This is a genomic window from Streptomyces sp. OR43 (assembly GCF_008042275.1).
In the GTDB taxonomy this organism is placed as follows: Bacteria; Actinomycetota; Actinomycetes; order Streptomycetales; family Streptomycetaceae; genus Streptomyces.
The window spans coordinates 3,845,868-3,866,762 of sequence record NZ_RDBK01000043.1 but is presented as its reverse complement, the minus strand read 5'-3'; the positions used below and the strand labels follow the sequence as shown (position 1 = coordinate 3,866,762).

The 20,895-nt window shown below is 70.5% G+C and carries 18 protein-coding genes and 2 pseudogenes; 10 read left to right on the top strand and 10 right to left on the bottom strand.

Annotation, left to right across the window (positions count from 1 at the left end):
- Nucleotides 1–168: 168 nt before the first annotated feature.
- Together EAO72_RS36570 and miaB are read right to left on the bottom strand one after the other, a co-directional pair.
- Entirely contained in the window at nucleotides 169–888 is a 720-nt protein-coding gene (locus tag EAO72_RS36570; RefSeq protein ID WP_148021309.1) for a class III extradiol dioxygenase subunit B-like domain-containing protein, read from the bottom strand.
- Nucleotides 889–989: 101 nt separating this feature from the next.
- Nucleotides 990–2,510, bottom strand: a complete 1,521-nt coding sequence (miaB, locus tag EAO72_RS36565; RefSeq protein WP_187285330.1) for a tRNA (N6-isopentenyl adenosine(37)-C2)-methylthiotransferase MiaB — start codon at nucleotides 2,508–2,510, stop codon at nucleotides 990–992.
- A gap of 135 nt (nucleotides 2,511–2,645) precedes the next feature.
- Between miaB and EAO72_RS36560 the strand changes: the two genes are divergently transcribed.
- Nucleotides 2,646–3,644, top strand: coding sequence for a TAXI family TRAP transporter solute-binding subunit (locus EAO72_RS36560; RefSeq protein ID WP_148021308.1), 999 nt, complete (start codon nucleotides 2,646–2,648; stop codon nucleotides 3,642–3,644).
- A gap of 15 nt (nucleotides 3,645–3,659) precedes the next feature.
- On the opposite strand, the gene EAO72_RS36555 is transcribed toward EAO72_RS36560, so the two are convergent.
- Together EAO72_RS36555 and EAO72_RS36550 are read right to left on the bottom strand one after the other, a co-directional pair.
- Nucleotides 3,660–5,054, bottom strand: coding sequence for a sensor histidine kinase (locus EAO72_RS36555; RefSeq protein ID WP_148021307.1), 1,395 nt, complete (start codon nucleotides 5,052–5,054; stop codon nucleotides 3,660–3,662).
- 16 nt (nucleotides 5,055–5,070) lie between these two features.
- Entirely contained in the window at nucleotides 5,071–5,763 is a 693-nt protein-coding gene (locus EAO72_RS36550) for a response regulator transcription factor (RefSeq protein ID WP_148021306.1), read from the bottom strand.
- Between the two features lie 315 nt (nucleotides 5,764–6,078).
- Between EAO72_RS36550 and EAO72_RS36545 the strand changes: the two genes are divergently transcribed.
- From EAO72_RS36545 to EAO72_RS36515, 8 genes are all read left to right on the top strand, one after another.
- Complete coding sequence (locus tag EAO72_RS36545; RefSeq protein ID WP_148021305.1) at nucleotides 6,079–6,867, top strand: amino acid ABC transporter ATP-binding protein; 789 nt, start codon at nucleotides 6,079–6,081, stop codon at nucleotides 6,865–6,867.
- A 69-nt stretch (nucleotides 6,868–6,936) separates the two neighbouring features.
- Nucleotides 6,937–7,779 (top strand): glutamate ABC transporter substrate-binding protein, encoded by an 843-nt coding sequence (locus EAO72_RS36540; RefSeq protein WP_148021304.1) that lies wholly within the window; start codon nucleotides 6,937–6,939, stop codon nucleotides 7,777–7,779.
- Between the two features lie 74 nt (nucleotides 7,780–7,853).
- On the top strand, nucleotides 7,854–8,519 hold the full coding sequence (locus tag EAO72_RS36535) for an amino acid ABC transporter permease (protein ID WP_148021303.1): 666 nt from the start codon (nucleotides 7,854–7,856) through the stop codon (nucleotides 8,517–8,519).
- Nucleotides 8,516–9,406 carry an amino acid ABC transporter permease gene (locus EAO72_RS36530; protein WP_148021302.1) on the top strand — a complete coding sequence of 297 codons (891 nt, stop codon included), beginning with the start codon at nucleotides 8,516–8,518 and terminating at the stop codon, nucleotides 9,404–9,406. The genes EAO72_RS36535 and EAO72_RS36530 overlap by 4 nt, the downstream gene beginning before the upstream one ends.
- 240 nt (nucleotides 9,407–9,646) lie before the next feature.
- Nucleotides 9,647–11,260: an FAD-dependent monooxygenase gene (locus EAO72_RS36525; protein WP_148021301.1), complete on the top strand. Its 1,614-nt coding sequence runs from the start codon at nucleotides 9,647–9,649 to the stop codon at nucleotides 11,258–11,260.
- A 32-nt stretch (nucleotides 11,261–11,292) separates the two neighbouring features.
- A complete protein-coding gene (locus EAO72_RS44215; protein WP_311307652.1) occupies nucleotides 11,293–11,379 on the top strand; it encodes a putative leader peptide in 87 nt (28 codons plus the stop codon).
- Nucleotides 11,380–11,453: 74 nt separating this feature from the next.
- A complete protein-coding gene (locus EAO72_RS36520) occupies nucleotides 11,454–11,990 on the top strand; it encodes a cupin domain-containing protein (protein ID WP_410090531.1) in 537 nt (178 codons plus the stop codon).
- On the top strand, nucleotides 11,987–12,397 hold the full coding sequence (locus tag EAO72_RS36515) for a rhodanese-like domain-containing protein (RefSeq protein ID WP_148021299.1): 411 nt from the start codon (nucleotides 11,987–11,989) through the stop codon (nucleotides 12,395–12,397). Before EAO72_RS36520 ends, EAO72_RS36515 begins: the two co-directional genes overlap by 4 nt.
- A gap of 47 nt (nucleotides 12,398–12,444) precedes the next feature.
- Here EAO72_RS36515 and EAO72_RS36510 read toward each other — a convergent pair whose 3' ends face one another.
- Nucleotides 12,445–15,045, bottom strand: coding sequence for an FtsX-like permease family protein (locus EAO72_RS36510; RefSeq protein ID WP_148021298.1), 2,601 nt, complete (start codon nucleotides 15,043–15,045; stop codon nucleotides 12,445–12,447).
- Nucleotides 15,042–15,797, bottom strand: coding sequence for an ArsR/SmtB family transcription factor (locus EAO72_RS36505; protein ID WP_148021297.1), 756 nt, complete (start codon nucleotides 15,795–15,797; stop codon nucleotides 15,042–15,044). The genes EAO72_RS36510 and EAO72_RS36505 overlap by 4 nt, the downstream gene beginning before the upstream one ends.
- A 509-nt stretch (nucleotides 15,798–16,306) precedes the next feature.
- On the opposite strand from EAO72_RS36505, the gene EAO72_RS36500 reads away from it, so the two are divergent.
- Nucleotides 16,307–16,948: a DUF6197 family protein gene (locus EAO72_RS36500; protein ID WP_148021296.1), complete on the top strand. Its 642-nt coding sequence runs from the start codon at nucleotides 16,307–16,309 to the stop codon at nucleotides 16,946–16,948.
- Between the two features lie 210 nt (nucleotides 16,949–17,158).
- On the opposite strand, the gene recX is transcribed toward EAO72_RS36500, so the two are convergent.
- The 4 genes and pseudogenes from recX to EAO72_RS36480 all read right to left on the bottom strand — a co-directional run bounded on the left by recX (nucleotide 17,159) and on the right by EAO72_RS36480 (nucleotide 20,877).
- On the bottom strand, nucleotides 17,159–17,926 hold the full coding sequence (gene recX, locus EAO72_RS36495) for a recombination regulator RecX (RefSeq protein WP_148021295.1): 768 nt from the start codon (nucleotides 17,924–17,926) through the stop codon (nucleotides 17,159–17,161).
- A 3-nt stretch (nucleotides 17,927–17,929) separates the two neighbouring features.
- Nucleotides 17,930–18,382, bottom strand: a pseudogene (locus EAO72_RS43890) (recombinase RecA); the annotation flags it as partial.
- A pseudogene (gene recA, locus EAO72_RS36485) lies at nucleotides 18,382–19,362 on the bottom strand (recombinase RecA); the annotation flags it as partial. The pseudogenes recA and EAO72_RS43890, both read right to left, overlap by 1 nt.
- Nucleotides 19,363–19,662: 300 nt before the next feature.
- On the bottom strand, nucleotides 19,663–20,877 hold the full coding sequence (locus EAO72_RS36480) for an AI-2E family transporter (RefSeq protein WP_148022236.1): 1,215 nt from the start codon (nucleotides 20,875–20,877) through the stop codon (nucleotides 19,663–19,665).
- Nucleotides 20,878–20,895 lie beyond the last annotated feature (18 nt).

Genomic DNA, 20,895 nt, shown 5'->3' with positions numbered 1-20,895 from the left:
GGCTGCCGCCTCGGCGCGGTCCCCGCGCGGCAGGCCCGCGGCGGGCCAGTACGCTGCCCCTCATGCTTGTCGCCGCCGCCGCCGGCTTCCTGACACCGGGCAGCCACGACAGCACGACGGCCGTGGAGCGATGTCGCTCCACGGCCGTCGTGCTGTCCTGAGAGAACGTCAGGCCCAGGCCGCGACCATGTACCCCACGCCGTACGGCGCGTCGTCGTAGAGCAGCCGCCCGTCCAGCCCGGCTCCCTCGGCCGCCCCCGCGAGCACCTGCCAGGGCGCGCGGCCCGCGGCCTTGAGTTCGTACGCCAGCGCCTCGTCCAGCGCGATCAGCGCGCCCGTGTCCGCCGCCCCCAGCGCCCGCGCGGCCTCCGCGTCGAACCCGGCGGCGCGCTCGTCCAGGTAGCCGGGCGACTTCACGGTGCGGCAGGCGCTTCCGTCGCCCATCACCAGCAGCGCGACCCGCTCCGCCCGAGCGGCCAGGGCGCGCCCCGTCTCCGTGCAGCGGGCGGTCTCCAGCGGCTCCCCGACACCGAGCGCCTCGACCGGGGTGCCCGCCCATCCCGTGCGGGACAGCAGCCACGCGCCGACCGCGAGCGACGGCGCGAGCGGGCGCTCGGCGACCGCGGCCGTGCCGCCGGCCTGCCCCAGCCGTACGTCGAGGTCCACCCCGAACTCCTGGAAGCCGCCCGTGGCGCCTTCGGGATGCGTACCGCGGCCCGCGAGGTCCGCCGGACCGATCACGATCAGCAGATCGGGCCGGGAGGCCGCGAGGACCCCCAGGGCGTCGGTGCACGCGGTCCTCGCTCCGTCGAGCTCGGGCGCGGCACCGGCGGCGACCTCGGGGACCAGCAGCGGCGGGCAGGGGCAGACTGCGGCGGCGACAAGCATGAGGGGCAGCGTACTGGCCCGCCGCGGGCCTGCCGCGCGGGGACCGCGCCGAGGCGGCAGCCCCAGCCGCAGCGCCGCCGGGTCCGTACCGGACCCCGCCGTCAGTCGCAGCCGCAGCCCGGTGCCGAGGCGGCGGGCAGCGGCGCCGGGGCGCCGATCCCGGGCAGGCCCAGCATGACGCCGGCGGGCTTGGCGGCCGCGGCGGCGGTGCGCTTCTCCCAGGCGTCCCCCGAGCGGGTCCGCCGCACCCCGAGCGGAGCGCCCTCGGCCAGCAGGTGGTGCGGGGCGGCGTAACTGATCTCGACAGTCACCACGTCGCCAGGCCGGACTTCCTCGTCCGGCTTGGTGAAGTGCACCAGGCGGTTGTCGGGGGCGCGGCCGGACAGGCGGTGGGTCGCGCCGTCCTTGCGGCCCTCGCCCTCCGCGACCATGACGTCCAGGGTGCGGCCGACCTGCTTCTTGTTCTCGTCCCAGGAGATCTGCTCCTGAAGGGCGGACAGGCGCATGTAGCGCTCCTGGACGACCTCCTTGGGGATCTGCCCGTCCATGTCGGCGGCGGGGGTTCCGGGGCGCTTGGAGTACTGGAAGGTGAAGGCGTTGGCGAAGCGCGCCTCGCGGACCGCGTGCATGGTCTGCTCGAAGTCCTCCTCGGTCTCCCCGGGGAAGCCGACGATGATGTCGGTGGAGATCGCGGCGTCCGGCATCGCGGCCCGCACCTTCTCGATGATGCCGAGGAAGCGTTCCTGCCGGTACGAGCGCCGCATGGCCTTCAGGACCTTGTCCGACCCGGACTGCATCGGCATGTGGAGCTGCGGCATCACGTTCGGTGTCTCGGCCATGGCCGCGATCACGTCGTCCGTGAAGTCGCGCGGGTGCGGCGAGGTGAAGCGAACGCGCTCCAGTCCTTCGATCCGCCCGCAGGCGCGCAGCAGCTTGGAGAATGCCTCGCGGTCGCCGATGTCGGAGCCGTACGCGTTCACGTTCTGGCCGAGCAGGGTGATCTCGGAGACGCCCTCGGCGACGAGGGCCTCGATCTCGGCGAGGATGTCGCCGGTCCGGCGGTCCTTCTCCTTGCCGCGCAGTGCCGGGACGATGCAGAAGGTGCAGGTGTTGTTGCAGCCGACGGAGATCGAGACCCACGCCGCGTACGCGGACTCGCGGCGGGTGGGGAGCGTCGAGGGGAACGCCTCCAGTGACTCGGCGATCTCGATCTGCGCCTCCTCCTGGATCCGGGCGCGCTCCAGCAGGACGGGCAGCTTGCCGATGTTGTGCGTACCGAAGACGACGTCGACCCAGGGCGCCCGCTGGACGATGGTGTCGCGGTCCTTCTGCGCGAGGCAGCCGCCGACCGCGATCTGCATCCCGGGGCGCTTCGTCTTCATCGGGGCGAGCCGGCCGAGGTTGCCGTACAGCTTGTTGTCGGCGTTCTCCCGCACCGCGCAGGTGTTGAAGACGACGACGTCGGCGTCACCGTCGGACCCTTCGGGCGCCCGTACGTAGCCGGCGTCCTCCAGGAGTCCCGACAGCCGCTCGGAGTCGTGGACGTTCATCTGGCACCCGTAGGTGCGCACCTCGTAGCTTTTTCTGACGTCCACTGCTTCGCTCCGGTTGCCGCTGCTCATGCGACAAGGGTAGGCGCTGCACGGACACCTCCCGCCGCGGGCGGCCTGCGGGCCGCCGATCGGCCGCCGCAGCGGGCTGTGAGATCCGACGGCACCCCTGGCCAGGGCCGGGAACCACCTGGCAGGATCGCCGCCATGCTCCCGGCTCTGTCCCGAATCGGCCGGCGTCGCTCGCTGCGGGTGGGCGCCGCCGCCGTCGTCGTGCTCGGACTGCTGCTCTGGTGGCTGCTCCCCCTCGGGAATCCGGCGCCGACCGGGACGCTGACCTTCAGCACCGGAGTACGCAGCGGCGTCTACCAGCGCTACGGTGAACGGCTCGAGGGAGCGCTCGCCAAGGACCTTCCCGAAGTGTCGATAAAGCTCCAGACCAGCGAGGGCTCGCAGCAGAACATCGCCCGGGTGGCGACGGGCAAGGCCGACTTCACCATCGCGACCACGGACGCCGTCGCCACGTACCTCCGGGACCGCAAGCCGGGCGCCGACCGGCTGCGCGGCTGTGTCCGCCTGTACGACGACTACATACAGCTGGTCGTGGAGCGGGGCTCGGACATCCGCAAGGTGGCGGATCTGCGGGGCAAGACGGTCGCGGTCGGCCAGCCGGGCTCGGGGGTGCGGCTGGTCGCCGACCGGCTGATGACGGCTGCGGGCCTGGATCCCGTCGCCGACGTGACGGCCGTGCCCGCGGGAATCGACACGATGCCGAAGCTGCTGGAGGACGGGCAGCTGGACGCGTTCTTCTGGTCCGGCGGACTGCCGACCACCGCGGTCGCGGACCTCTCCGCCCGGTTCTCGATCCGGCTGGTTCCGCTGGAGGACGCGCTCATCAGGCAGCTCCAGGCGGCCGGCGGGTCCACCCGCTTCTACCGCTCGGCCGTGATGCCGGCCGACGCCTACCTCGACGCCCAGCAGGGACAGGCCGTTCCCACGGTGGCGGTCGCCAATGTGCTGGTGACCACGGACCGCACCAGCGCCGCGATGACCGAGGCGTTCACGCGCACCGTGATCGACAGCAGGGACCGGATCGGCCGCGAGGTGCATGCCGCACAGCTGGTGGACCTGCGAACGGCGATCTACACGGATCCGCTGCCGCTGCACGAAGGGGCCAAGCGCTACTACCGCTCGGTCAAACCCTGAGGGGCGGGTGCTCCCTCAGCCCCGCGGGTCGTTGCGCGGGACCGAGACCGTCACCCGCAGCCCGTGCGGTTCGTTCCGCGCGCAGGACAGCGAGCCGTCGCTCGCGGCGAGGAGCGCCTTGGAGATGGAGAGGCCGAGCCCCGATCCCCGTACGTTCTGATGCTGGGAACTGCGCCAGAACCGGTCGCCCACGCGCTCCAACTCCTGATCGGTGAGACCCGGTCCGCCGTCCGCGACGACGACGGTGACACACGCGCCGTCGGAGGCGACCGTGACCCGGACCTCCTCGTCCCGCGGGGTGAACTTGAGGGCGTTGTCGATGATCGCGTCGAGTGCGCTGGACAGGGCGATGGGGTCCGCCCAGGCGGTGACGGCCGCCATGCCGTCCGCCCGCAGCCTCACGCCCCTCTCCTCGGCCACCGGCCGCCAGGAGGCGACCCGCTCGGCGCTGAGGCCGCCGATGTCCGTGAGCTGCAGATCGGCGTCGGCGTGCTCGGCCAGCGCCAGGTCGAGGAGGTCGTCGAGAACCTGGCCGAGCCGCTTGCCCTCCGTACGCACCGAGGCGATCTCCTCGTTGCCCTCGGGAAGTTCGAGAGCGAGCAGCTCGATCCGCAGCAGCAGGGCGGCCAGGGGATTGCGCAACTGGTGGGAGGCGTCGGCCACGAAGGCGCGCTGCTGCTCCAGCACGTCCTCGACGTTGTCGGCCATCTCGTTGAACGAACGGGCCAGGCGCCTGAGTTCCGGGGGCCCGCCGGAGGCCGCCACCCGGGACCGCATGCGCCCGATGGCGATGTCGTGGGCGGCGGCGTCCAGAGTCCGCACGGGGAGCAGCACCCAGCCGGTGAGCCGGTTCGCGGCGCCGACGGCCACCAGCATCGCGATGACCTCGCCCGCGGCGATCACCAGCCAGCCGCGGAGCGTGGCGGCGCGCATCTGGTCGGTGGGCGAGTCGATGACGACGACGGCGATCACATCGCCGTCCCGCACGACGGGCGAGGCGACGACGACCCGGCCGTCCTGCCAGGGCCAGACCTGGGGCGGGTCGTGGCTGCGACGGCCGAGCAGCGCCTCCTTGAACGCCTCACGGCCCTCGCCCTCGTCGGGCAGTTGCCAGGACGCCGGCGCCTTGGCCATGGCGGTGTCGTCGCGGTAGAAGACACCGGCCCTGATGCCGTACACGGAGTCGTACGTCTCCAGCTCGCCCCGGAGCGTGCGGCGCCGTTCGTCGTAGCCGCTGGTGCGTTCGGTGATGAACTGGGCGAGCGCGGCGAAGCGTGCCGTGTCGTCGATGCGGTCGATCACGACGCCCTGTTGCCGGGCCGCCGCCACGCTGACGGCCAGCGGGAAGCCGAGGGCGAGCAGGACGCCCGCCATGAGGACGATGAGCAGCGGAAGCAGCCGGGTACGCAACGGGAACGAGCGCCCTCTACGCGGCCGGCGCGACGAGGCGGTAGCCGACCCCGCGCACGGTCTCGATCAGGGCGGGCAGCCGCAGCTTGGAGCGCAGCGAGGCGACATGCACCTCCAGGGTGCGGCCCGTCCCCTCCCAGCTCGTACGCCACACCTCGCTGATGATCTGTTCCCGGCGGAACACCACGCCGGGCCGCTGGGCGAGCAGCGCGAGCAGGTCGAACTCCTTGCGGGTGAGCTGCACTTCGCTGCCGTCGACGCTGACCCGGCGGGTGGGCAGCTCGATGTGCACATGCCCCAGGCGCAGCGCGGCGACGGGCATGGGCGCGGTGTCCTCGGGACCCGTCTTGCGCCGGCTGACGGCGTGGATACGGGCGAGGAGCTCACCGGTGTCGTACGGCTTGGTCACGTAGTCGTCGGCGCCGAGGTTGAGCCCGTGGATCCGTGAGCGGACGTCGGCCCGCGCGGTCACCATGATCACGGGTACGGAGCTGCGCTTGCGGATCTTCCCGCACACCTCGTAGCCGTCCTGGTCGGGCAGGCCGAGGTCGAGGAGCACGACACCGACGGGTTCGGTCTCGGTGGGCAGCAGCGCCTGGAGCGCCTCCTCGCCGCTGCGGGCGTGGACGACCTGGAAGCCGTGCCGGGCGAGGATCGCGGACAGGGCGGCGGCAACGTGGTTGTCGTCCTCGACGAGCAGCAGTCTCATGGCCCCCCTCTCTCCCTGCGCGGTATCCGTACGGTCGCGTACACCCCCGGTTACTTCCCCGTACCGGGGCGTTTCACGTCAGGGTGTACCAGAGCATCCACTCCGATGACGGGGGGCCAGTCAAGTGCCCGCCTGTTGCATCCAGGTTTCCGTTATGCACCCGGTACGCCCCGGGGCCCGGAAAGGCGCCCCGTTCACACGGAGTGTCCGGTTGCAGCCGGATCGTTATGCTCAATTTCCGCTCAGATGTAATGACGCTGGTCGCACTGCGTCACTAAGGTCCTTCCCAACCGAGGAGGACGGAGCAAGAAGCCGATGAGCGGAGTTTCAGTGACCAAGGGCGCCGAGGACGCTGCACCCGCGCCCGGCGGCGACCTGGTCGTGCTGAGCAACGTCAACAAGCACTTCGGCGCGCTGCATGTGCTCCAGGACATCGACCTGACGATCGCCCGTGGCGAGGTCGTGGTCGTCATCGGGCCCTCCGGGTCCGGGAAGTCCACGCTGTGCCGCACGATCAACCGCTTGGAGACGATCGACTCGGGCGCGATCTCGATCGACGGAAAGCCGTTGCCCGCGGAGGGCAAGGAGCTGGCGAGGCTGCGTGCCGATGTCGGCATGGTCTTCCAGTCGTTCAACCTCTTCGCGCACAAGACGGTGCTCGAGAACGTGACGCTCGGCCAGCTCAAGGTCCGCAAGACGGACAAGAAGGCTGCCGAGGACAAGGCACGTTCACTGCTCGACCGGGTGGGCGTCGGAACCCAGGCCGACAAGTACCCCTCCCAGCTCTCCGGTGGCCAGCAGCAACGTGTGGCGATCGCTCGGGCGTTGGCGATGGACCCGAAGGTCATGCTCTTCGACGAGCCGACCTCCGCGCTCGACCCGGAGATGATCAACGAGGTGCTGGAGGTCATGCAGCAGCTCGCCCGCGACGGCATGACCATGGTCGTCGTCACCCACGAGATGGGCTTCGCCCGCTCCGCGGCGAACCGGGTCGTCTTCATGGCGGACGGAAAGATCGTCGAAGAGGCCACGCCCGACCAGTTCTTCAGCAACCCGCGCAGTGACCGGGCCAAGGACTTCCTGTCGAAGATCCTTCACCACTGATGGAGCCTTCGGCGCCGGTCTCCGGACCGGCCGATCACTCACATCGCGTCAACTCTAGGGAATATCACCATGCAGCTTCGTAAGGTCACCGCCGCCTCGGCCGCCGTGCTCGCCCTCGCCCTGACCGCCACCGCCTGTGGTTCCAACGACAAGGACGACGCGTCCGGTTCGGGCGGCGGCAAGAAGATCACCATCGGCATCAAGATCGACCAGCCTGGTATCGGTCTGAAGACCCCGGACGGCAAGTACACCGGCTTCGACGTCGATGTCGCCACGTACGTCGCCAAGGAACTGGGCTACGACGCCGCGGACATCACGTTCAAGGAGACCAAGAGCGCCGACCGCGAGACGTCGATCGAGCGCGGTGACGTGAAGTTCATCGCCGCGTCCTACTCGATCAACGACGAGCGTCTGCAGAAGGTCGACTTCGCGGGTCCGTACCTCCTTGCCCACCAGGACATCCTGGTCCGCGCGGATGACACCTCGATCAAGTCGCCCGAGGATCTGAACAACAAGAAGCTCTGCTCGGTCACCGGCTCGACCTCGGCGAAGAACGTCAAGGACAAGCTGGCCCCGAAGGCCCAGCTCCAGGAGTTCGGCGGCTACTCGGAGTGCCTGACCGGCCTGGAGAACAAGGTCGTCGACGCGCTGACCACCGACGACAGCATCCTGGCCGGGTATGCCTCGCAGGACGCCAACAAGGGCAAGTTCAAGCTGGCCGGCTTCAAGATGACCAACGAGAACTACGGCATCGGCCTGAAGAAGGGCGACGCCGACCTCAAGAAGAAGATCAACGACGCGCTGACCAAGATGGTCTCGGACGGTTCGTGGGACAAGGCCGTGGAGGCCAACTTCGGTCCGGCGGGCTACAAGAACGAGCCCGCCCCGAAGATCGGCAACGTCGTCAAGTGAAGCAGGGCTGACCGGGCGCGCCGCCACTGAGGGCGGCGCGCCATGCCCTCCTACACGCGGAAGCGCGGGAGATCGTGTTCGACTTTCTTGATGGTTACGACCTGCTTGGGGCGTTCTGGGTAACGGTGCAGCTCACCGTGTACTCCGCCCTCGGCTCCCTCATATGGGGAACGCTGCTGGCCGGCATGAAGGTCAGCCCGGTCCCCCTAATGCGCGGCTTCGCCACGGCCTACGTGAACGTGGTCCGGAACATTCCGCTGACGGTGATCATTATCTTCGCGTCGCTGGGCCTGTTCCAGACGCTGAGCGTCAAGCTCGGTGCCAGTGACTTCACCGATATCAACTTCCGGCTCGCGGTGCTCGCTCTGAGCGCGTACACCGCAGCCTTCGTCTGTGAAGCACTGCGATCCGGGATCAACACGGTGCCGGTCGGCCAGGCCGAAGCGGCGCGCGCCCTCGGCCTCACCTTCGCTCAGGTACTGCGGCTGATTATCCTCCCGCAGGCCTTTCGCTCGGTCGTCAATCCGCTCTCCAACGTGCTGATCGCGCTGACGAAGAACACCACGGTCGCTTCCGCGATCGGTGTGGCGGAGGCCTCCTACCTGATGAAGGGCATGATCGAGGCGGAAGCCCAACTGCTTCTGATTGCGGCCATCTTCGCACTCGGATTCATCGTTCTGACCCTCCCCACCGGCCTCCTTCTCGGCTGGGTGAGCAAGAAGGTGGCGGTGAAGCGATGAGCTCCGTTCTCTATGACGCCCAGGGACCGCGCGCCAAACGGCGCAACATCCTCTACACGGTCCTGTTCGTCCTCGTCGCCGCGGTCGTGGTGTGGTGGGTGTACGACGGCCTCGCCTCCAAGCACCAGCTTGACTGGATCAAGTGGAAGCCCTTCTTCACCAGTTCCCAGCCCTGGGAGACCTACATCTGGCCCGGGCTCTGGAACACCCTCAAGGCGGCGTTCTTCGCGCTGATCATCGCGCTGCCGCTGGGCGCCCTGTTCGGTATCGGCCGGCTGTCGGACCACCGGTGGATGCGGGTGCCGTCCGGTGTGGTGGTGGAGTTCTTCCGGGCCATTCCCGTGCTGATCCTGATGATCATCGCGAATGCCGTGTACTCCGAGTACACAAACATCTCCACCGACACCCGTCCGCTGTACGCGGTAATCACCGGCCTGGTGCTCTACAACGCGTCGGTACTCGCCGAGATCGTACGGGCGGGCATTCTGACCCTCCCGTCGGGGCAGACGGATGCCGCAAAGGCGATCGGGATGCGCAAGGGCCAGACCATGGTCTTCGTTCTGCTCCCGCAGGCGGTGACCGCCATGCTGCCCGCGATCGTCAGTCAGCTCGTGGTGATCGTGAAGGACACCGCCCTGGGTGGCGCGATGATGACGTTCCCCGAACTGCTGGCGTCGGTCCGGCCGATGTCGGCAAACTACGGGGCGAACACCATTGCGTGCTTCACCGTCATCGCACTGATCTACATCGCCGTGAACTTCTCCCTGACCTCGTTCGCGAGCTGGCTGGAGCGACGGTTGCGGCAACGGAAGAAGAGCGACGGCAAGAAGGGCGCACCGACGACGGTCGGTGAGCCGGTGCTCGTCATGGACTCGGCTTCCACCTGACGGCTCGTCGGCAGACATCCCGCGAGGGGCGGTGGCACTCCTGCCACCGCCCCTCGCCGCGTTCCGGTGTCACTTGACGCACGCACCCCCAGTAGGTTGCATACGTTCTGTGATCGCGCCCCGAGCCACCGCCGCCGCATCTCCTTCGACGCCGCCCTCCGCCCCAGGAGCCGTCCCGGCCTCCTGCCTCCTCTCCTGCGCCTCCTCGCGTCCGACCACAGGTGTTCCGGGGGCCGCGCCGTGGACCCGGTGATCGTCGTCGGTGCCGGGCCCGTAGGCCTGGCGCTGTCGCTCGCCCTCGCGGCGCAGGGTGTGCCCTCCGTGCTTCTCGACGAGGACCCGGGCAAGGACGAGACACGTCCGGCCCGCACGGTCGTGCTGCGCGAGGACACCGCCGATCTGGTCGAACGGCTCGGTTGCAAGACGCTGCACGACGAGGGTCTCCGCTGGTCCGGCTGGCGGTCGATGCGGCGCCGGCAGCTCGTACGGCAGCTGCCGCTCGGCGAGGGCTCCCCCGTCTCCGACCTGCCTGCCGCCCCCGTCCACGTACCGCAGCACGCGCTGGTGCGGGGCCTGCGGGACGCGGTCGCCGCGCAGGAACTCGTACAGACGGCGCGGCTCAGCCGCATCGACACGCTGGAGCAGGACGCCGACGGCGTCACGGTGCACACCCGGGAGCCGGGTTCGACCTGGTGGCGCGGGAGTTATCTGGTCGGCTGCGACGGGGCCCGGTCCACCGTGCGCAAGCTCCTCGACATCCGGTTTCCCGGGCGTACGGCGGTGGAGCGGCATGCCGTCGCCGCGCTGCGCACCGAACTGCCCTGGCCCGGCGAAGCGGTACTGCACCGGTTGCCGCCCTGGCGCACCGGCGGGGCCGAGGTCACCGCGCGGCCGCTGCCGGACGGGGTGTGGCGGCTGGACTGGCTGCTGCCGCCGCGCGGTGAGCTCGTCACGCCGGACGCCCTGGTCACCCGGGTCCGGGACACCCTGGAGGGCTGGTGCGGCGAGACACCCCCGTACGAACTGCTGGACACCGGTGTCTACACCCTCCATCACCGGCTCGCCCGGCGGTGGCGGGCGAAGCGGGCCTTCCTGGCCGGGGACGCCGCGCATCTGCTGGGTGCCCTCGGCACTCAGGGGCTCGACGAGGGGCTGCGGGACGCCGAGAACCTCGCGTGGAAGCTGGCACTGGCCTGGCACCACGGTGCGTCCGAGGTGCTCCTCGACAGCTACCAGGCCGAACGCCGGGCCGCCGTCGCCTCCCGTCTGCGCGCCGCCGACCAGTCGTTGCCGATACTGCGGGGCGGCGGGGGTCTGCGGACCCTTGTCCCGGGGAGCGCACGGGGGCACGACTCGCTGCTCACCGACGGACATCTGGGGTGCGGGCCACTCGGTGCGCCCCCGTCCTACTCCCACTCCCCCCTTGCGCCCCCACGCGCGGAGGCGCACACCGCCGTGGGCACGCCCCCCGGTGCGCCGGTCGCCGATGTACGGGTCACCGCACCGGACGGAACGCCCGTACGGCTCCGGGAGCGGCTGGGGCAGGGGCATCTGCTCGTGCTGCTCGTCGCGCCGGGCACCGGGGTCTGGGACCGGCGGCACTGGATGCGGGCCGGGGTCATGCCCCGGCTCGTCGAGACGGTCGACGGCCTCCCGGTGAAGGCCGAGCTGCTGGTCGCCGAGAGTTACCCGGGGGCGTCCGCGCACACCGTGCTGCTCATCAGGCCGGACGGCCATCTCGTGGAGTCGTTCGGCGGTGTCCGGCCGGCGGAGCTCCTCGCGGCGGCGGACGCGGCGCGCGGCGGCGCGGCTCTCGCCTCCGTACGCTCCGACCGGACCGCAGACGTCAATTGACCGACGCGGGCGCACATGGTCTACTCCGGAACATGACCGACACCGATGTGCGCCTGTGGCGGAGGGTCCATATGGACCTGCTCCGCTATGCGGGCTGCGTGTGTCGCCCGTCCTGCTGAATCGCCTTCTCCTGCTCCGCCGCGCGCCGTGACGTGCGGCAGGGGCACCCACGCGAACTCTCAGGACGGTCCCTGTGTCTGCCTCTCCTTCCCCTGTCGTGCCCGTACGCACGTCCTCCGGCCCGACCGCCGCGGAACTGCTCGACTTCGTCCGCCGTACCGCCGCCGATACCGTGCTCATCGCCTCGCTTCCCCTCGATCCGGAGGGCCGTACCTGGGTCCGGCTCGACGGGCCCGGGGGCAGCGAGGCCTGGCTGATCGGCTGGCCGCCCGGCACCGGCACCGGCTGGCACGACCACGCCGACTCGATCGGCGCCTTCCTCACCGCGGCCGGGACGCTGAAGGAGCACTCGCTCGCGGCACGGCTGCCCACCGACGGCTGGAAAACCCTGGAACTGGCCGAGGACATCGACCGGTCACGGCAGTTGACGGCGGGTCAGGGCAAGGCGTTCGGCCGGCACCACGTCCACGAGGTGCTGAACGAATCCGCCACGGAGCACGCCGTCTCCGTCCACGCGTACTACCCGCCGCTGCCGCAGATCCGGCGCTACAGCCGTACCGGCGCGGTGCTCCGTCTCGAGCAGACCGAACGCCCGGAGGACTGGCAGTGAGCGACACCCAGCACGACGGCGGCGACGCCCCGCCCGGGATCGACCAGCTCCTGGAGCGGGTGCGGGCCGGATACGAGCGGCTCGGACCGCACGAGGCGAAGGCGGCCGCCGAGGACGGCGCGCTGCTCGTGGACATCCGCTACGCGGAACTGCGGGGGCGGGACGGGCTCATCCCGGGGGCGCTGGTCGTCGAACGCAACGAACTGGAATGGCGGCTGGACCCGCAGGGAAGCCATCGCGCGGCAGAGGCCGTGAGCCACGGTCTGCGCGTGGTGGTGATCTGCAACGAGGGGTACGCGTCGAGCCTCGCCGCCGAATCGCTGCACCGGCTCGGGCTGTACCGCGCGACGGACCTGATCGGCGGCTTCCAGGCCTGGCGCGCGGCGGGGCTCCCGGTCGAGGTATGACCGGGAGCCCCGTCCGGACCGGAGGCCGCCGAGTCGGGAGCCGTCGGTCACCGGCTCGTGACGGCTTCCACCGGGCGGGCCTTCAGCGTCAGCCTGCCGGGCAACGCCGTGGCCACCAGGGCGAGCACGGCCGCGGCGCCCACCACCGTCGCGTACACCAGCGGCACCACGGTGGGCGCCGCGCCGCCCGTCATGCCGATGCTGAAGGCGGTCAGCACGGCGAGCGCGATACCGGTGCCGAGGGCTGCGGCGACGGCCAGGACCGAAAGCGTCTCGATACGCAGCATCCGCAGCACCTGGCGGCGGGTCGCCCCGGCCAGTCTCAGGAGCGCGAACTCCTTGAGCCGCTCGGAGACCGACATGGCGAGCGTGTTGACGACGGCGATGGCGGTGAAGGCCAGGACGAGTCCCATGGCCAGCAGGTTGACCTCGGCGTTCTCCTGCTGACGGTCCGCCTGGAGCCGGTCGGCGGTCTCGGGGGCGACGACGGCGACACCCGGGAACCGCCCCAGAGCGGCCGTCAGTTCGCTGCGGCTCGCGTCCCCTGCGACCAGGACGGTCGCCGCGAGAGGATTGTCCATGTGCCGGGCGAGCAGGTCGTGCGGCAGCGTCAGGTCACCGAAGCCCAGCCCGCGGCGGTAGACGGCCGCGACCGTGAGGGTGACGGGGGTGCCGTCGCCCAGGTGCAGCTTCAGTTCGCTGCCGGGGCGCAGGCCGAGTTGTCCGGCGGCCAGTTCACTGATGGCGGCAGAGCGGGAGTCCGCACTGAACGCGGCGATCGAACCGCGCGTCACACCGGGGTCCCAGGTGCGGCCGAGACCTGCCGCGGTGACTCCCTGGGCCTGGTACTTGGCGAGCCCTACCCGGACGGTGGTGCGGACCACCTCCGTGGCGGCGGTGACTCCGGGCGTCCTGCGCACGGCCTCGGCGGCTTCCGACGGCACTCCGGGGCCCTGCGCGCACAGCACCCAGGTGGCTCGGGTGCCCTCACGGGCCTGGGCGAGGGCGGCGTCGCCGAGGGTCGGCTGGAGGAAGAGAACCGTGCAGGTCATGCCGATGAGCAGGGTGAGAGGGGTGACGACGGAGGCCATCCGGGTGGAGTTCCCGCGTATGTTCGCCGTGGCCAGGATGCCGACGTGTCCGGCCGCCCGGTTCGCGCCCGCCAGGAGGAACGCGGCCGCCCGGACCAGGAGCGGGCCGAGCAGCGACACCGCCGTGGCCAGCACCACCACGGCCAGGAAGGTGACCGGGGTCGAGGCGGCCTCGGTGTGCAGGATGCTCAGCACCGCGACGAGCACCCCGCCGCCGATGAGCAGGACCACACCGGCGGCGATCCGGCCCCGGGCCGGGCGGCGGCGCTCGACGGCGGACTCGGCCATGGCCTCGGCGGGGCGGAGGCGGGCGATACGACGGCCGGAGATACGGGCCGCGGCCCAGGCGCCGAGGAGGGTGACGGCGAGCGCGGCACAGGCGGGAAGGATTCCGGCTGTCCGCTCCAGCGTCGCCGGGACCACACCCATGTCGATGAATCGACTGTGCAGCCAGGCGGCCAGCGGCAGCCCGGCCAGGGCCCCCAGCACTCCGGCGACGGCACCCACGAGCAGCGCCTCCCGGCCGAGCAGGCGGCGGATCTGCCGCGATGTGGCGGCGATCGTACGCAGCAGCGCGAGTTCGCGGTGGCGTTGCTGGATGGAGAGCGCGAAGGTCCCGACGACCACGAGTACCGCGACCAGCAGCGAAGTCCCGCCCATGGCACCGCCCATCGAGACCAGCTTGACCCTCGCGCCCGCGGCATCCAGGAACTCGACCGGACCGCGTTCGTCCCCCGTCGAGACCTGGGCGCCGGTGCCGTCGAGTTCCTGCTCGACCCGCTGCTTCAGCCGGCCGGGATCCGTACCGGCTGCGGGCAGCACGCCCAGGGCGGAGACCTGGCCCGGGCGGGCGGCGAGGCGTTCGGCCTCCGCCCCGGAGAAGAACAGCGAGGTCTGCTGCCGCAGTTCGCCGGTTTCGCGCGGGGCGGCGATGCCGCTGACACGGTACGTGCGAGGAGCCTGCGTGGACTGCACGGTGAGCCGGTCACCGGTGGTCAGGCCGGTCCGTTCGGCGAGGCCCCGGTCGATCACCACGTCGCCGGAAGAGGCGGGGGCGCGGCCGGAGGTGAGGGTGAACGGGGTGAGCGGGGCGGACTCCCAGGAGTGCCCGTACGAGGGCGTGTCGCCGCTGCCGGCACGCGCGGGCCGGGAGGACGTGTCGCCGCTCCCGCTCCCCGCCTGTGCGGGCCGGAACGACAACGGCTCAGCGAGGAAAGTGAGTTCGGGGACGACCGCTCGTACGCCCTCCAGGGCGCGCAGCCGGTCGGCGGTGGAGGCGGGCAGCCAGGCGCGCTCGGCGACGGGTTTGGCCTTGTGCTTGACCTTCGTCTTCCCGTTGCCCTTGTGCTTGACGGTGGTCCGATGGACGTTCTGGTCGGCCGAGACGACGACCGGGGCAGCGGCGTAGCGCTCGGTGGCGATCCGTCCCCGCAGGCCGGTCTCCAGAAGAGTGCCGCAGGCGGTGACGAGGGCGGCGGCACACATGAGGGCCAGCAGTGCGCCGAGGAATCCTCCTTTGCGGTCGCGGACCGTTCGCAGGGCGTAGCGCAGCATCATGACGCGTCCGTCTCTCTTCTGTGGGTGTCGTCCGTGGCGGAACCATCAGCGGCGGGGGTGTCTTCGCCCGGCCCCGGGAACACCAGCAGCCGGGTGTGGACCGTGCGGGCGCCCGGCGGCGTCTCCGCTTCGGGGCGCTTGTAGCGGTTCATGAGGCCGATGTACTCCTCGAAGAACTGCTGGAGTTCGGGGAGGGTGAGCCGCAGCGAGCCACGTGAGTACGCGTGCGCGTCGGCCCACTCGTCGGGCCCCGAGCCGTCTCCGGCAGTCCCACCCCTGGCTGCACCGTGCCCGGCGGCTCCGTCCCCGGCTACCCCGCTCCCGGCGGCTCCGTCCCCGGCTGCCGCGCTCTCGCGCTGGAGTCGCTCGAAGAGTGCGAGGTCCGCGGCGTACGCGTGACGGTTCAGCTCTTCCATGACGAGCCGCATCCCGGGTGTCCGGCGGGACGGAGGCGGGAACCGGCGGTCACCGGGCACGGCCCGCCACCACCGCGCCCGGCCCCCGCGCGACGCCTGCGCCTGCGCCTGCGCCTGCGCCTGCGGTGTGGTGTCGGCGACGAAGCCGTACCGGGCCAGTTCGCGCAGGTGGTAGCTGGTGGCCCCGGTGTTCAGGCCCAGGGCGCGGGCGAGGATCGCCGATGTCGCGGGGCCGTACAGGGTGAGGTGCTGAAGGATATGCTGGCGTCGCGGCTGGGCGAGGGCTTTGAGGGCGGCCAGCTCGGTGATCTCGGTACCGCCGGGCTTCTCTGGCATGCGTCACACACTGCTCTGTGCACAGATGTCTGTGCACTGGAGCGTTCCGGCGTCTTCGCAGGGGGTTTTCCCCCGTGCCCCGGCCACGGGGGACCGGCCCGGCTTCCCCTTGCCGGGCCTCCGTGTGCCGGGCCTCCGTGTGCCGGGCCTCCCTGTGCCGGGCTTCCCTGTGCCGGGACTCCCTGTGCCGGGCTTCCCCTTCAGGGCAGCCTCGGTGCCGGTCCGTCGTTCAGGCCTCCCGGTGCCGTGCCGGACCTTCCCCTTCCATGCCTCCGCGCCGGACCCACGTTCCGGCCTCCCCGTTCCACCGTGCCCAGGCACACCCCGCTGGGCCGGGCCGGCCGCTCAGCATCCCCGAAATGCGTGGCGACACACCCGTATGGCCTCGCTCCGGTGGAGCGAACCGCGGACCGGACGGACATTCGCCTCAACGGCGAGATCCGCCACGGCGTCGCCATCACACCGCCACGGCATCGCGTCACCACCGCTACGACGGGGAGCCCGCACCCATGCCGACCACCGCCACCGCCCTCACGCCCGACGAACTCGACGCCCAGGCCGCACGCCTCCATGACACGGAGGCCTGGCAGCAGATCATCACGGGTTGGGACCTCACCGTCCCCGAGCCCCAGGGACACGTCCCACCCGGAACCGAGCAGAACCGTCCCGCACCGTCGGGCGACTGGCGCGCTCTGCTGTCCGTGCCGGTGGATCAGCTCATCGCGGATACCGTGCGTGCCCTGCCCGCCCCCTTGCCACGCGCGCGACCCCTTCCAGGGCGTCTCGGCGCGGTGCTGCCCGACCGGCTCCACGCCTGGCGGCGCATCGGACAACCGGAGGTGCGGCCCTCCGTCCATCTCGCCCATGCCCGTCAGATCCTGACCGAATGGGGCTGGCAGAACACCCCTTATCGGCTCCGCAACGCCCGGGGCGCCCGGTGCATCTGCGGCGCCATGCTCACGGCGCACCGCCTGGGTTACGGGTCGGCGCACACCGTCGACCGGGCCGGCGCCTGGCTCATCTCCGAGCTCCGCGCTCAGGGATGGACCGGGCTGATCGGGCCGTGGAACCGCTACCCGGGGCGCACCGCCGCAGACGCCCTCGCCCTGATCGACGCCACGATCAGCCGCGCGGCCCGCGCCGGCCAGTGACGGCACGGGAGACGTCGGCGAACAGGCTCAACGGGTGCCGCTGCTCTTGCCGCTGCCGTTGAGCCGAAACCACTGTCGCGGACAGCAGTATTGCCGTGACGCCGTCGAGGCCAACTCCACTGCCGTTACCGATGCCGGTGCCGGTGCCGTTACCGATGTCGTCACCTGTGCCGATACCGGTACCGATACTGCTGCCGTTGACGTTGCCGTTCAGAAGGGTTCGTCCAGCCCTTCCGTGTCCTCACCCTCCTCCTCCAGAGCCCGGCGCACTACGCGCAGGGCCATGCCCTCCCCGTACCCCTTGCGGGCGAGCATGCCCGCAAGACGGCGAAGCCGCTTGTCGCGCTCCAGGCCCCGCGTCGACCGGAGCTTGCGCGCAACGAGCTCACGCGCCGTCTCCTCCTCCTGCTCGGAATCGAGCTGCCCGACGGCCTCGTCGATCACGGCGGAGTCCACACCCTTGGTCCGCAGCTCCCGGACGAGCGCGCGGCGGGCCAGACCGCGTCCGTGGTGCCGGGATTCCACCCAGGCACCGGCGAACGCGGCATCGTCGATCAGCCCGACGTCCTCAAAGCGCGACAGCACCTCTTCGGCCGCCTCGTCCGGGATCTCCCGCTTGCGCAGAGCGTCCGCGAGTTGCTTGCGCGTGCGCGGGGTCCCGGTGAGCAGTCGCAGGCAGATGTTGCGCGCCTGCTCGACCGGGTCCAGCGGTTCCCCCTTCTCGGCCCTCGACGGGGAGGGGGAACCGCCGTCCCTGGAACGGGAGCGGGAACGACGCCCCGCCCCCTCACCGAATCCGGCTCCCGAGGCCGCGCCTCTCCCACGGCCGGCTCTGGCGGCCGACCCGTGGAAGACATCGGACTCATGGTCGGATCCGGCCGCTTGCCCGGCGTCGAATTCCTGCCCGGCGGCGAATTCGGGACCGGGGCCTGCGCCGTGATCGGCGGCGCTGCCCGGCCACTCCGTACGACGCGTCACGGTCTAGCTCTTGGCCGCCGCCGTCTTGGCCGGCTTGGCCTTGCCGGCCGGAGCGGGCACCGACTTCGCCGCACCGTCGGCAGGAGCCGCCGCAGCGCCTGCCGCGTCCGCGCCGGATTCGGCGGCGGGCTCGGCCTCGGGCCGGACTCCGACGCCCAGCTTCTCGAGGATCTTCTTCTCGATCTCGTTGGCGAGGTCGGGGTTGTCCTTGAGGAAGTTGCGGGCGTTCTCCTTGCCCTGGCCGAGCTGGTCGCCCTCGTACGTGTACCAGGCGCCGGCCTTGCGGACGAAGCCGTGCTCCACGCCCATGTCGATCAGGCCGCCCTCGCGGCTGATGCCCTGGCCGTAGAGGATGTCGAACTCGGCCTGCTTGAACGGCGGCGCGACCTTGTTCTTGACGACCTTGACGCGGGTGCGGTTACCGACCGCGTCGGTACCGTCCTTCAGCGTCTCGATAGCTTCTCGAGGATCTTCTTCTCGATCTCGTTGGCGAGGTCGGGGTTGTCCTTGAGGAAGTTGCGGGCGTTCTCCTTGCCCTGGCCGAGCTGGTCGCCCTCGTACGTGTACCAGGCGCCGGCCTTGCGGACGAAGCCGTGCTCCACGCCCATGTCGATCAGGCCGCCCTCGCGGCTGATGCCCTGGCCGTAGAGGATGTCGAACTCGGCCTGCTTGAACGGCGGCGCGACCTTGTTCTTGACGACCTTGACGCGGGTGCGGTTACCGACCGCGTCGGTACCGTCCTTCAGCGTCTCGATCCGCCGGATGTCCAGACGCACCGAGGCATAGAACTTCAGCGCCCGGCCACCGGTGGTGGTCTCCGGCGAGCCGAACATCACACCGATCTTCTCGCGCAGCTGGTTGATGAAGATCGCGGTGGTCTTGGACTGGTTGAGCGCGCTGGTGATCTTCCGCAGCGCCTGGCTCATCAGACGCGCCTGCAGACCCACGTGCGAGTCACCCATCTCGCCCTCGATCTCCGCGCGCGGCACGAGGGCCGCGACGGAGTCGATGACGATCAGGTCGAGCGCGCCCGAGCGGACCAGCATGTCGACGATCTCGAGGGCCTGCTCACCGTTGTCCGGCTGGGACAGGATGAGGTTGTCGATGTCGACGCCGAGCTTCTTCGCGTACTCCGGGTCGAGCGCGTGCTCCGCGTCGATGAAGGCCACCTGGCCGCCGAGCTTCTGCGCGTTCGCCACGGCGTGCAGCGTCAGCGTCGTCTTACCGGAGGACTCCGGTCCGTACACCTCCACCACACGGCCGCGCGGCAGACCGCCGACACCGAGCGCCACGTCCAGCGCGGTGGACCCGGTGGGAATCACCTCGATGGGCTCGTTCGGCCGCTCGCCGAGGCGCATCACCGCGCCCTTGCCGAATTGCCGTTCAATCTGTGCGAGTGCGGCGTCCAGCGCCTTCTCGCGGTCGGTTCCTGCCATGGGTTCCACCCGATTTGCTTGAGTCGATCGCTTCACGTCAAAGACGCTAACCCCTGCCACTGACAATGGGCCTCGACGTCCTCCCGGCCTGTGGATAACTCCACGGTCGAGCCCGGGAAAACCCGGCCGGAATCCCATGAGAATGGATGTTCGATTTTGGTGTCAAGCGCACCACGCCGCGCCGGCTCGCCCCCAGGATAGCGTCCCGAAGTCGGGCATTCAGGAGGAGAAGGCCTTCTAAGTGACGTCACGCCTGAATGAGCAGAAGCTAGACAAAACGGGCCGAAGGAACGCCGTGCCTCAGGAACGCGGCTGCGGATCCTGGGGCTCGTCGCCCTCCCCCTGACCGCCCTGCCCGCCTTGGCCGCCCTGCCCGCCTTGGCCGCCCTGGCCGCCGTCGGCCTCGGGGGCGTGCCAGATCCGGCGCAGCCGCACGGCCACCGGTTCACCGCGCCGCCACTGATGGCGTCCGTGCACCCGTGGGTCGTCCGTGACGTCGTAGCGCTTCACGTAGGCCCCCAGGAAGGCCTGCAGCGTGGCGACGGCCGGGATGGCGATCAGCGCACCGACCGCGCCCATCAGGGCCGTGCCGGCGATGACCGAGCCGAAGGCGACCGCCGGATGGATGTCCACGGTCTTCGAGGTCAGCTTGGGCTGCAGCACGTAGTTCTCGAACTGCTGGTACACCACGACGAACCCGAGGACCCACAGGGCGTACCAGGGGTCGACGGTGAACGCGATCAGCATCGGCAGGGCGCCCGCCAGATACGTACCGATCGTGGGGATGAACTGCGAGACGAGCCCCACCCACACCGCGAGCACCGGTGCGTACGGCACGCCCAGGGCCAGCAGCAGGATGTAGTGCGCGACTCCGGAGATGAGCGCCATCAGTCCGCGCGAGTAGAGATACCCGCCGGTCTTGTCGACCGCGATCTCCCAGGCCCGCAGCACCTCGGCCTGGCGGGACGGAGGAAGGACGGAGCACAGCGCGCGGCGCAGCCGGGGGCCGTCAGCCGCGAAGTAGAACGAGAACAGGAAGATCGTCAGCAGCCGGAACAGACCGCCGAGGACCGTGGTGGACACGTCGAGGACACCGCTCGCACTGTTCTGGACGTACTTCTGCAACCAGTCCGAGTGCAGCAGGCTGTCCTGCACCTCGACACGGGAGAGCTCTGTGCGGAAGGTCTGGTTGACCCAGTTGATCACCGAGTCGAGGTACTTGGGGAAGTCCTCCACCATGTCGACGATCTGGCCCGCGAGCATCGAACTGAGCAGCACGACGAAGCCTGCGCCGGCGATCAGCACGCCGAGGAAGACCAGGAAGGTGGCGAAACCCCGGCGTACGCCGCGGGACGACATCCGGCTCACAGCGGGTTCGATCGCGAGCGCCAGGAAGAAGGCGATCAGCACATTGATCAAGAGACCGATGAGCTGGTCGAAGACCCAGCTGCCGAGCCGGAAGCAGGCGTAGAGCGCCAGTGCCAGCACCATGGCACGCGGCAGCCAGCCGGGCATGCGCGCGTTCCCGGCTCC